9 protein-coding genes are annotated in these 12,618 nt (G+C 36.7%); 3 read left to right on the top strand and 6 right to left on the bottom strand.

Features of this window, described 5'->3' with window-relative positions:
• The first annotated feature begins 9 nt into the window (after positions 1-9).
• Positions 10-1,617 carry a S41 family peptidase gene (locus tag ORI89_RS02220; RefSeq protein ID WP_268228791.1) on the top strand — a complete coding sequence of 536 codons (1,608 nt, stop codon included), beginning with the start codon at positions 10-12 and terminating at the stop codon, positions 1,615-1,617.
• 25 nt (positions 1,618-1,642) lie between these two features.
• Here ORI89_RS02220 and ORI89_RS02215 read toward each other — a convergent pair whose 3' ends face one another.
• Genes ORI89_RS02215 through mutL form a run of 4 tightly spaced genes read right to left on the bottom strand, consistent with a single transcriptional unit; the run spans position 1,643 to position 6,234 of the window.
• Entirely contained in the window at positions 1,643-2,755 is a 1,113-nt protein-coding gene (locus tag ORI89_RS02215; RefSeq protein ID WP_268228790.1) for an endonuclease/exonuclease/phosphatase family protein, read from the bottom strand.
• A gap of 3 nt (positions 2,756-2,758) precedes the next feature.
• On the bottom strand, positions 2,759-3,622 hold the full coding sequence (locus ORI89_RS02210) for a rhomboid family intramembrane serine protease (RefSeq protein ID WP_268229122.1): 864 nt from the start codon (positions 3,620-3,622) through the stop codon (positions 2,759-2,761).
• A gap of 15 nt (positions 3,623-3,637) precedes the next feature.
• The gene (locus ORI89_RS02205) at positions 3,638-4,339 is read right to left on the bottom strand and encodes a rhomboid family intramembrane serine protease (protein WP_442800866.1); all 702 of its coding nucleotides are present in this window, start codon (positions 4,337-4,339) and stop codon (positions 3,638-3,640) included.
• 32 nt (positions 4,340-4,371) lie between these two features.
• Positions 4,372-6,234: a DNA mismatch repair endonuclease MutL gene (gene mutL, locus ORI89_RS02200; protein ID WP_268228788.1), complete on the bottom strand. Its 1,863-nt coding sequence runs from the start codon at positions 6,232-6,234 to the stop codon at positions 4,372-4,374.
• A gap of 241 nt (positions 6,235-6,475) precedes the next feature.
• On the opposite strand from mutL, the gene ORI89_RS02195 reads away from it, so the two are divergent.
• A complete protein-coding gene (locus ORI89_RS02195) occupies positions 6,476-7,900 on the top strand; it encodes a TPM domain-containing protein (protein ID WP_268228787.1) in 1,425 nt (474 codons plus the stop codon).
• A gap of 22 nt (positions 7,901-7,922) precedes the next feature.
• Here the strand turns inward: ORI89_RS02195 and uvrA are convergent, their stop codons facing one another.
• Positions 7,923-10,769 (bottom strand): excinuclease ABC subunit UvrA, encoded by a 2,847-nt coding sequence (gene uvrA / locus ORI89_RS02190; protein WP_268228786.1) that lies wholly within the window; start codon positions 10,767-10,769, stop codon positions 7,923-7,925.
• Between the two features lie 199 nt (positions 10,770-10,968).
• Here uvrA and ORI89_RS02185 point away from each other — a divergent pair, with 199 nt between their 5' ends.
• Entirely contained in the window at positions 10,969-12,015 is a 1,047-nt protein-coding gene (locus ORI89_RS02185) for a DUF2157 domain-containing protein (protein WP_268228785.1), read from the top strand.
• On the opposite strand, the gene ORI89_RS02180 is transcribed toward ORI89_RS02185, so the two are convergent.
• Complete coding sequence (locus ORI89_RS02180) at positions 12,008-12,424, bottom strand: OsmC family protein (RefSeq protein WP_268228784.1); 417 nt, start codon at positions 12,422-12,424, stop codon at positions 12,008-12,010. The genes ORI89_RS02185 and ORI89_RS02180 overlap by 8 nt on opposite strands.
• Positions 12,425-12,618: the final 194 nt, after the last annotated feature.

The raw sequence follows: 12,618 nt of genomic DNA, 5'->3' as shown, positions 1-12,618 counted from the left end.
TAACTATCCATGCAGAAAGGCACAAAAAAAAATATTTTTATAGCAGCAACGTATGCTGTAGTTCTATTATTAGGTATTCTTCTCGGTCAAAATTATGTTGATGAGCAAGGGGGGAAACCTGGCAATAGTTTGATGCCTATTGGTTTGAGCAATACTAGCTGGAAGTTGCAGCAATTGATAGATTTGATATCAAGTAGTTATGTAGATAGTTTGAATATGGACTCCGTACAGAACGGTGCTATTAATCATATCATTTCTCATCTCGACCCTTATTCAAGTTATTTGGTGCCTAATGAATCGCAAAGACAGACCGAGTTGTTGGAGGGGACTTTTGAAGGGATAGGCATGGAATACTTTAATTTAAATGATACATTAATAATCGTCTCTTTGATTAATGGAGGACCTGCAGATAGGGCTGGGTTTAGAGTGGGGGATAAGTTAATTAAGATTGGTGATAAGCAAGTTGCAGGTGTGCAGATATCTAGAGAAGAAGTTGAAACGCTGATAAGAGGAAGAAGTGGGACAGAGCTCGATGTGCGTATTAAGCGTCATGATGTTAATGATATTATGGCGATAAAAGTAGTACGTGACCAAGTGACCGTTAGTTCCTTAGACGTTGTATATATGATAAAGCCAACGGTAGGTTATGTCAAAGTGAGACGCTTTGGCATGAGTACAGGTGACGATTTTAAGCACGCTATAGTTGAGCTTAAAAAGCAAGGCGCTTCGCGTCTAATCCTAGATTTAAGAGATAATGGCGGTGGTTACTTTCATATGGCAATAAAGTTGGCCAGTGAGTTTTTTAATGATCGCCGTCTTGTTGTCTATACAGAGGGCGCTCACGAACAGCGACAAGATTATTTTTCAGAAGAACAAGGGAGTTTTAGTGATGGAGAGCTTGCTATTTTAATTAATGAAAATACTGCTTCTGCGAGCGAAATATTAGCAGGCGCTATACAGGACTGGGATAGGGGAGTAATTATTGGAAGAAGGTCATATGGAAAAGGTATTGTCCAAGAGCAGTTTGGCTTTTCCGATGGATCGACTGTAAACCTAAGCATAGCAAGATACTTTACACCCTTAGGTAGAAGTATTCAAAAAAAATACTCTCCTAATTGGTCGAACATGGTTGATTATAATACTATGTATAAAGGTTTGTGGATGTTGGATACGCTGTACGCTCATGGTAAAGAATTTAAAACCATGGCTGGACGTCAAGTTTATAGTGGAGGAGGAATTCTTCCCGATATTCATATCCAACAAGATGCAAACTCTCTTAGTCTGTTTTATCAAGATTTAATTCGATATAGTTTTATTGAGCAATTTGTATACTCGCGTTTTACGCAGAAGCTGCCCGCATACTCTATAGAAAACTTTTTGCAAGGTTATCATTTACCTGATAATGAGTATGATGCTTTTATTGAATTTGTACGATCGGAAGACTTTATAATTTCAGAAAGGAATAAAAATGATTTAAAAACATTAATTGAGGCAGATATAGAAGCATTAGTAGGGCGGTACTATTTTGGCCGTGAAGCTTACTTTAAAGTAAAAAATAGAAACGATTCTTTTGTTAATACAGCAATAGAATTTTTGGAAAGAGAGACTAACAGATAACTTATGTTTGATTAAAGAGTATTCGTTACCTTGATAGGATTAAATCTGACCATACAGGGTAATGATCAGATAATTCTACCTTCTCAATTTTGAAATTTTCCACATTAAATCGTGGGCTACAAAAGATATAGTCTATTTGAAATAAGGGAAGCATTTCATAGTGTGTAACACCCCAACCCCAACCTTTTTCGCGGAAGGTATTTTTTAAGCCTTTCCCAATAAGGTTAACACTATATGACATTGGCGTATCGTTGAAATCTCCCATCACTAAAATAGGATATTTTGTTGAATCTATATGTGCTCTTAAGGCTTCTGCCTGGTCGCTACGTGCTGCAAAAGCATGTTTTAATTTTCGGCCAATTTTACGGGTTGCTACTTCATCTGCTTTTGTTGCAGAAGGGCTTTGAATGACGATTTTATCTTCTTTTTGTAACCCGAAAGATCGTAAATGTATATTATAAACACGGATAGTATCAGCTCCTTTTACGACGTCAGCAAATATAGTCCTATTGATACCGTATTCATTTTCTGTGATTGTTCCAGACCTAATGATAGGATACTTAGAGAAAATAACTTGACCATACCCTTCATGTTGACTTTTTACGGCAGCTTCAAAAAAATAATCAGTATAACCAATTTCCCTTTTTATTCTTTCGGTCATTTTTTTAGTGCCTTTAATTTTGGTGAAAAACTCCTGAATACAGAGAATGTCAGGATCTGTATCTTGTAAAAGATCAATTACGTGCTCCTTTACTTGTTCGTCAGATGTCTGGTTGATTTTTTTGAACAAATGTGCATTGAATGTCATTACGCGTATAGTCTCTTTATCTTTTTTGATTAAAGAAGGAGTGGTAAAACCAACGTGTTGGTTTAAAAGACTCCAACCCAGAATTATAGAGAGAAATGACAGTAAGGCATATTTGGGCTTGCGTAAAAGCCAGTAGACAACAAAACCTATATTAAGTATTAATAATGGAAGGAATCCTAATCCTAGAAAGGCGATTGGCCATACTGTTTTAGGGTTAATAAAAGAAGCTGAATAGCTAAGTAAAAGTAAGCTTGCAACTACCGTATTAAACAGAAATATTGTTTTGCTGAATAAGCCTAGTTTTTTTTTGAACAATCTTTTTTTGACCATCTTTTACCCTTTTGTTCTACTAGCTTTGAAAAGAGTTTCTTTTTCCTGTCTAGATAAATTGTCATAACCATTTACTGATATTTTATCTAAAATAGCATCAACCTCTTCTTGATTAGGTAAATCCGCTTTGTGTTTAGCACTATGTGTACTAGTGTTTTTAACGGAAGTATGGATGACTTTTAATTTTTGCTTGTTTTCTTTTGTAAAAATCAGACTCCAATCTTTACCGTTTTTTAAGGAATGAATATAAAGTAAAGTTAATCCAATTATCGTAACTATAGTGAGGGCTGCAGATTTATCTAAAACAGTCACTGTTAAAATTTTTATAGCTAAATAAATAATAGCAATAAATTTTAAAGAAACGTTTCCTAATAAAAATAAACGCACCTGAGAATGAGGGACAACAGCTGAGATGGCAGTGATTATAGCTACTAGAGAGAACGTTGATCCATGAAATATGAAGGCTGGGTTAGTATGTAAGACAGCAATCTGATTAAAAGATAAAAAAAGAATGCCGCCAAGCAAAGACGCTTTTATACAAACGAAAAGAAATTGCCTTCTATTCAGGAAATTAAGAAATATGTTGCCGAACCAATATAAGAAAAGACAATCAAACAGTAATTTGAAAAGATCAGTATAAAGAAATGGAAACGTTATTATACTCCAAGGTTTATAAATAGTTTCAAAAAATGAATTTGATAAACCAATGAATTTTACAGCAAGATCATACAGCGAAATATAAATTATATTCAGTTCCGTTAGCAGATCAAATATATGAATGACTACAAATAGGAATACCTGTATAGATATGATAAAAGGTATTGGTGATCGACTTTGATACGTATCACGCCAAAATGTTTTTATCATATTTTCTCTCATGATTTAATAACCTTTCCTAATTCCCCAAATCTTCATTAAAATATAACCGAATAAAGCACCTCCAACATGCGCTAAATGGGCAATAGACCCCCCTGAGTTTGAAAAACCTAGGTATATTTCGATTAAAATTAAAATAGGAATGAAAACTTTTGCTTTGACCGGTACCGGAATAAACATGAGGTACAGAGACATGTTTGGATATAAATAAGCAAAAGCTAGTAAAAGACCATATATGGCTCCAGACGCTCCAACCAAGGGAGTGGCATAAATGGAAGCTAGGGTTGAGAACTCTTCTTGGCTAACCTGTAGATCGGCTGTAACTCTATTATGTAGCATGTCGAAATTTAGAAAGTTGGAAGCCTTGATTGTTCCGACTATATTATAAATTTCGGCAGCTTGTACACCATATTGTAAGATTAAAGCTCCGATTCCACAAATGAGATAAAAATTTAGGAAGCGTTTCGATCCCAATATTTGCTCAATGATCGGACCAAACATAAGGAGTGAAAACATGTTGAAGAAAATATGGCCAAAGCCTCCGTGCATAAACATATAGGTGATAATTTGCCATATGTGAAAGAAAGGAGAGTCCGGATAATATACACCAAAGAAACGAGGTGCTTGGGTAAAAATGGCAGAACCAATAAAACAGATAATGTTTATTATCAGTAAATTTTTTACTACAGGTGTTAAGTTTGAAAAAATATTATTCATATAGAGTTGAAGATCTGTAATTATTAGTTTTTGTTAAAACGTTCTAGTAGCTCTTGTAATGTTATTGTTATTATACTTGGGCGTCCATGTATGGAAATACTAGGAGACTCTGTTGCAAACAATTTGTCAATGAGTTCAGCCATCTCTTGGTTGTCTAAAGTCGTCCCTGAAGTAATCGCCGCACTTTTTGCTAAACTACGGGCTAAACTTTCTCTTTTGCTTAGCTTTAGCTCATTGTTATTGCTCTTAAAGTCTTCCAAGAGTTGCTCTAAAATTTTAGTTTCGTCAAGGCCATTGCCCAGATCAGCAGGAATTCCGTCTACAATATAGGTAGTTTTACCGAAAGGACGAAGTTGAAAACCAAGAGCGTGTATTTCGGGTAAAAGGTCTTCCATTATTGCGAAATCAGAAACACTTAACTCAACGGTCTGTGGAAATAAACTTTGTTGACTCAGTCCTTGATTTGTTGTTAGCTGATCCATATAGTGCTCAAAAAGGATACGTTCATGTGCCGCCTGTTGATCAATTAACATAAATCCTGAATGTATTTGTGAAACAATAAATCGGTTATGTAATTGAAAAAATTGTTTTGCGGTGCCTGAAGAGACCTGATGTTGACTTGTATTGTTGGACTGTGGTATAAGTTCTAATTGTTCAGCTTCCTGTTGCTCTGTTATCTTGTACAGAGAATCCCAGTTTTTCGGTGTTTCCGTTTTTTTTTCCAATCCAGCTATATAAGCAGATGACCTAGAGATAGATGAATTTGATTTTACATCCTCAAAAGGATTGAAATTGGGATTGAAAGATATAGTAGGGACTTGTATCTCGTCAAGTGGCTTGTCTGAAATTAAATTACTAAAGCTAGTTTCCTGGTTAAAATCTAAAGTGGGTGTTATATTATAACGGCCCAAAGATCTTTTTACTGCAGATCTTATAATGGCATATATTGCTTTATCATCTTCATATTTTATCTCAGTTTTTGTAGGGTGTACATTAATATCAATTTTTGAGGGATCAATATCAATAAATAATACATAAAGAGGGTAGGTCTCAGCCGGTAGAATTTCTTCGTAGGCATTCATAACTGCATGATTCAGATAAGGATCTTTAACAAACCGTTTGTTCACAAAGAAAAATTGCTCGCCTCTCGTTTTTTTTGCATACTCTGGTTTTCCTATAAAACCATCGATATTGATAATTGTCGTATCTTCCTCAACAGGAACTAATCGTTGATTATAATTATTCCCAAACAGGTGTACTATCCGTTGCTTTAAAGTTTCTGCTGGTAAATGAAAAAGTTCATTGCCATCACTATGTAAACTGAAAAATAAATTAGGATTTGCCAGCGCTATACGTTGAAATTCATCGATAATATGACGCATTTCAACAGCATTACTTTTTAAAAAATTACGACGGGCTGGAATATTATAAAATAAATTTTTTATTGCAATACTCGTACCTATTGGCAAAGCATCTGGGGCTTGACTTACGATTTTCGAACCCTCTATATTGATTACTGTACCCAGTTCTTCTTCAGTCTTTCTGGTTTTTAATTCTACTTGTGCGATAGCAGCTATAGAGGCCAAAGCCTCTCCACGAAACCCCATCGATCGGATAGAGAATAAGTCATCAGCTTTACGGATTTTTGATGTTGCATGTCGTTCAAAACAAAGTCGAGCATCCGTGGCACTCATCCCACAACCATTATCGATTACCTGTATGAGTGATTTACCCGCATCTTTAATAATAAGCATGATTTTATCCGCACCTGCGTCAATTGAGTTCTCTATAAGCTCCTTGACAGCAGATGCTGGGCGCTGTACAACTTCACCCGCTGCAATCTGATTAGCTACCGCGTCGGGTAATAACTGAATAATATCTGACATACAAAACAAAGTTACAAAATTGATAGGGAATCTTTACTGCCTTAGAATGAAGATAATTTAATAGAAAAGCTGTTCTTTCTTCAAATACTATGAACATCAATATAAATAATGGATGAAAAAACGGACTGGTTTTCTACGTTTGTTTTAAAATAATTAACCAACTTAGCATTTTAGATTTTAATAGTTGGTCATGTCTATTGTTCGTTGTTTGCTCGTCTTTGTTTGTATTTGTGTCAAGTGTGTGTTTGCCCAGAACGAAAGACAGTTCCCAGAAAATCCAAAAGATCAAGGTCAAGAATTGTTTGTTAGTAACCCTGATGGTATACTTTCATCGGGGGTGGTCGCAGAACTTAATAGTATTTCACAAGAAATTGAACAGGGGATAGAAGCAGAATATGCCATTGTTGTCATTAATAATTTCCCTGGATCAGATCTTTTTGAATATGCTTTTGATTTATTTAATACCTGGGGGATAGGTAAGAAAGACAAAAACAATGGATTACTGCTTGTTGTAGCAAAAGACAGAAGAGAATATCGCTTTGTGTCAGGCTATGGCTTGGAGGCTATATTCCCTGACATCTATTTGAAGCGTATTGGCGAACGCTATCTAGTGCCTGATTTTAAAAATGAAGATTATAGTTCTGGTGTGTTAAATGCTTCTCAAATAATTAAGCAAGTACTTTTGGCACCTGATACTAAGGCTGAGTTAGAGCGGAGTCTTCCTTCTGCACTTCCTTTTTTTCATTGGAAAAACCCGATGTTTTCTACCATTCTTTATATTTTAATTTCTTTTTTTGTGGCCTATTTATGGATAAAAAGAATTGGGAAACGTTACCAAGGACCAATGAAGAAAAAAGTTTCCAAGAGTATACATCCCTTTTGGGGAGGTGTGTTTCTAATGTTTTTACTGATGTTTTTCTCTCTTTTTGTTTTTCTCTTTTTATTTAATAGTCTAGAAAAGGTCTATCAGTTGAAGAATTTGCCATACTTTATAGCAGTGTTTTGTAGTTTGGTTCTTTTTGTTCATTATACGGATCAGTCTAAGGCGCTAATGGCGACTTATAAGGATGAAGCGCTAAGACAACAAGCATTACGTAGTTTTGTCAAAGCTAATTTTTTACCAATGCTTTTAACTCCTTTTTCCTGGTTTATATTTTACAACTACGTGCGCCGGTTTGCTGGTTTAAATATGCGATTAATAGCTCCTGATAATATCGGAGACTGGGTACGTTTAAGTAGAGATGAACCCTCGTTGAAAATTAAAAACTATTTGTCCTCAGGACAAATCAAAGAGGAGAGTATTGGGAGCAAGACATATGAAATTTGGATTGATAAGAAGACAGGAAAACGGAAGCTAGTTTCTTGGGAAGGGATGGTTAAGGGATTTGTAAATTGTGAAAAATGTCATTTTAAAACGAAACAAGTTAACTTGAGCCGCACACATGTTTCGGCAACTTACACAAGAGAAGGAAGGGGCGATTATTACAATAGGTGTCAGAATTGTGGCCTTGAAGAAGTATTAGGCGATTTTATTATACCTAAATTAACAAGAAGCTCATCGAGCAGTTCTGGAGGCGGCTCGTCAAATTCGGGAGGCGGCTCTAGGGGTGGCGGGAGTTTCGGAGGAGGGTCGTCAGGAGGTGGAGGAGCTGGCGGTCGTTGGTAAGTACGCCACCAGCTTCTAAATATTACATTTCAAGTTTTAAAAAGCGAGCAGTTTCATTATTCTTTTCTTTAATAAGGTCTTCTGGAATACCGGAAAACATAAGTTTTCCTCCTTGGTTACCACCCTCCGGACCCATATCAATTATCCAGTCTGCTGTTTTGATAACATCAAGATTATGTTCAATAATAAGCACTGTATTCCCTCTGTCCACAAGCCGGTTGATAACACCTAAAAGAACGTTGACATCTTCAAAGTGTAAGCCCGTTGTAGGTTCATCTAAGATGTAAAAAGTGTTTCCTGTGTCTTTTTTAGAAAGTTCTGTTGCGAGTTTGACGCGCTGAGCTTCTCCTCCTGATAATGTTGTGGAAGATTGGCCTAACGTAATATAACCTAAACCTACATCTTGTAAAGTCTTAATTTTTCGATAGATAGACGGCATGTTTTCAAAAAACTCAACAGCTTCATCAATACTCATATCGAGAACATCGGAGATCGACTTTCCCCGATAACGGACTTCCAATGTCTCCCGATTATATCGCTTGCCTTGACAGGTCTCACAGGGAACCTGCACATCCGGTAGAAAATTCATTTCTATGACCTTCATCCCAGCCCCTTGGCAGGTCTCACAGCGTCCTCCCTTGACGTTGAAAGAGAACCTGCCTGGTTTATAGCCCCTGATTTTGGCTTCAGGCAATTGTACATATAGTGTACGTATATCCGAGAAAACACCTGTATAAGTCGAAGGGTTCGACCGTGGCGTCCTGCCAATAGGACTTTGATCGATCTCAATAACCTTGTCAATGTTCTCTAAACCATCTATGCTCTTATAGGGCATAGGGGTGGCTTTTGCACGAAAGAAATGTTTATTTAATATTGGATATAAGGTTCCTGTAATTAATGATGATTTTCCTGAACCAGAAACACCTGTAACCAGTATTAATTTCCCCAAAGGAAAATCGACACTAACATTTTTAAGATTATTACCTTTCGCCCCTTTTAAGGAAAGGAGTTTTCCATTTCCCTTACGTCTTGTTTCGGGTGTTTTTATCTCTTTTTGTCCATTTAGATAAGCAGCTGTTAAAGTATTACTCTTAATAATTTCTATAGGCGTGCCTTGTGCAACTATTTCTCCTCCATTTATACCTGCATCCGGCCCCATGTCAATAACATAGTCCGCCTCTAATATCATATCTTTATCGTGCTCAACCACGAGAACAGAGTTGCCTATATCTCGGAGATTTTTAAGCGAGTTAATTAAACGTTCATTGTCCCGTTGGTGTAGGCCAATGCTTGGTTCATCCAAAATGTATAAAACGTTGACCAATTGTGAACCTATCTGGGTAGCTAAACGGATGCGTTGGGCTTCTCCTCCTGACAGTGTTTTGGAGGACCGGTCTAAAGTCAAGTAAGTTAAGCCAACGTCGGATAAAAAGCCTAATCGTGCGCGGATCTCTTTTAGTATTTCCGTAGCAATCGTATTTTGTCTATCAGAAAGCCGTTCCTCTATACCTTCCATCCAATTTCTTAACGTTAAGATATCCATGGATGCGAGCTCTGAAATATTCTTATTATCAACTTTAAAATAAAGAGACTCTTTTTTTAATCGAGCGCCTTTACAGCTGGGACAGGTAGTCTGCGTGCGAAAATCATCTAAGGCCGGCGAGTCATCAGAGCCTCGGCCATGCATTTCTTCAAGCATTTTAAATAACCCTGAAAATTTAACACTATATTCACGAGAGCCGTAGCTGCCGTAGGATACGGTTAATGATATAGGTTCTTCACCGCCAAAAAGTAGTATGTCTATTTGTTCATTGGATACTTTAGAAAGTGGACTGCTTGTTGAAAAGTCAAGTTTTTTAGCGACAGCTTTAATAACCTGAAAAGTCCATGACTCACGTGCTGAACCTAAAGGTAAAATCCCCCCCTTATCAATACTTATTTTTTTATCCGGAATAACGATATCTTTATCAATCTCGAAGATATAGCCTAAACCGTCACATCGTTCACAGGCGCCATAGGGAGAGTTGAAAGAAAAGGTGTTCGGCTGCGGTTCATCGTATGAGATCCCAGACTCTGCATCCATAAGATAACGGCTGAAAAATTGTTCTTTATCATCTTTGTTCGCAATCTTTATAATTCCCTTAGCGGTTTTCATCGCTTGCATAACAGAAGTGTAGAGTCGTTTTTTATCTTCCTCTGTTGCATACAAACGGTCAACAACAGTTTCAATATCGTGCGTTTTATAACGATCTACCTGCATTTTCGGAACAACATCCAATATTTCCCCATCGACACGTACTTTGGTATACCCCTGTTTGCGTATTTGTTCAAATAGCTCTCGGTAGTGACCTTTACGGCCTTTCACTACTGGTGCTAATATGTAAATAGGCTCGCCGTTAAAGTCTGCTAAAATTCTATCCACGATTTGTTCTTCTGACATACGCTCCATCGGTTTACCCGAAACATATGAATAGGCTTCACTTGCTCGAGCATATAGTAAACGAAGAAAGTCATAAATCTCTGTAATAGTACCTACGGTTGACCGTGGGTTCTTATTTGTTGTTTTCTGTTCAATAGATATAACGGGGCTAAGACCTGATATTTTATCAACATCAGGTCTTTCCATACCACCTAAGAATTGGCGGCTATAAGCAGAAAAAGTTTCCATATAACGGCGTTGTCCTTCGGCATAGATAGTGTCGAAAGCTAAGGATGATTTTCCACTACCACTAAGGCCTGTAACGACTACAAGCTGGTTACGAGGGAACGCGACATCTATATTCTTTAGATTGTGAACGCGGGCTCCAAAGACTTCGATTTCACGTTGTTCGACCAAATCTATAGGGGTGTGCTGCTGTAAGGAATTCATATCGTTATATTCTGAATTTTGCAAGCCACAAAGGTACAGAAATTTAAATGGAGTGCGAACTCATCGATTAGCAACATGTTTTTAATTTGATCATACAAAATAAGCTTTATATCATTATACTCGATGACATTTGCTATCGATATTAAATATAGAGTTCTCTACTATAATATGTAATTTAGCTTACTTAACATTATATCCTTTGAAAAAGCTAGATTTAAGTAAGAACGACAAAGAAGTTGTTGAAGAGGCTCTGGCTCATTGGCAAAATGAGGGACTATTGACTGATGAAAAGAGGGATCAGTTAAGGGAGAATATTGTAGAGAAAGGTTTCGAATGGAAAGTATTGGCTAAATATGCTTTTTGGATAGCATTAGTTTCTTTAGTCTTTTCTGTGTTTTCGATCTTTTCAGATGATACGTTACTTCGCTTTGTTGAGCAGTTTTATGAAACACCAAATATCGTGTTTTGTCTTGCATTTGCTCTTTTATCATTATTATTTTATGCATTAGGTTTTAGAAATAAAAAAAGATATCCTGAGAAAACTTTCTCCAATGAAACTCTTATGTTGGCAGGAGCATTTGCTACAGCAACATCTATAGGTTTTTTGGGGCAAATATTAGATCGGAATACCGGACAGTATACGGTACTTTTTTTATTATCCATAGGCATATATGCTTTTTTAGCCGTTCGACTCCGATCTGATCTGTTGTGGGTTTTTACGCTAATTGCTTTAGGTATCTGGTTTGCTACCGAAACAGCTTATTATAGCAATTGGGGCTTTAAATTTTGGGGTATGAATTATCCTTTACGGTTTACCATATTTGGTTTTCTATTAACTGGTTTTGCCTTATTGGGGCAGCGTAAAATCAAACCATTGGTGCCTTTTGTATCAATCAGTTATGTTGTCGGTCTCCTGTATCTTATGATTGCTTTATGGTGCCTTTCAATATTTGGAAACTATGGTAGTTTTGAGGCTTGGTCACAGGTTAGGCAATACCATATTTTCTATTGGGGTTTATTGGCAACCCTGGTTTCAGGTGGTTTAGCGATTTATGGAATGCGCATAAAAGATGTGGTGTCACGTGATATCGGTTTTGTTTTTTTTATACTGAATCTCTATACACGTTTTGTTGAATATCTTTGGGATAATATCAATCGGACCATCTTTTTCTTATTGTTAGCCGTTTCCTTTTGGCTAGTAGGAAGATGGGCCGAAAGATTGTGGAAGAAAAACTCCCTTAAATAAATTTTAAACTATATGTTATTTCTACTCCCCCTGCTACAAGCATGTCGTGTACCGAGCAGTATTTTTTAACAGCGAGTTCTGCTGCTTTTTGGGCTTTTTCTTCATCTATATTACCTTTTAAACTAAAGGTAATGTGAATTTTTGTGAAAATATTAGGAACTTCTTCTCGACGATCCCCAGATACTTCGACCTGGATATCTTGTACATCCTGACGTTGTTTTTTTAAGATTGTAGATAAGTCAAAGACACTACACGACCCAAGTGCCATGAGCACTAATTCCATTGGGCGGACTCCTTTATTTTCTCCCCCTATACTTTCTGCTCCATCTATATTTACTTTTATGGGAGATTGTTCACTTGATGCTTCGAAGTGAACAGCGTCGTTCATGCGTTTTAATTGTACTTTCATAAAATAAATGCTTGTTATAATAGCCTTTTGGGCTTCCTCAAATTTACAGATTAAAAGTTAGATCTGGGTAACGGCCGAAAATACCTTTGAGAAAACTTTCTTTTAAGAGTCTTTTATAGAAAGTTTCTATACCTTAAGATACTAGGATATGTGTGTAAAAGTGATTTTGCAGGGGATTGTCACACTAAGGCGGC

The sequence above is a fragment of the Sphingobacterium sp. UT-1RO-CII-1 genome (assembly GCF_026711005.1).
Classification (GTDB): domain Bacteria; phylum Bacteroidota; class Bacteroidia; order Sphingobacteriales; family Sphingobacteriaceae; genus Sphingobacterium.
The sequence above is the reverse complement of the archived record's forward strand: the minus strand, read 5'-3'. Positions and strand labels throughout refer to the sequence as shown.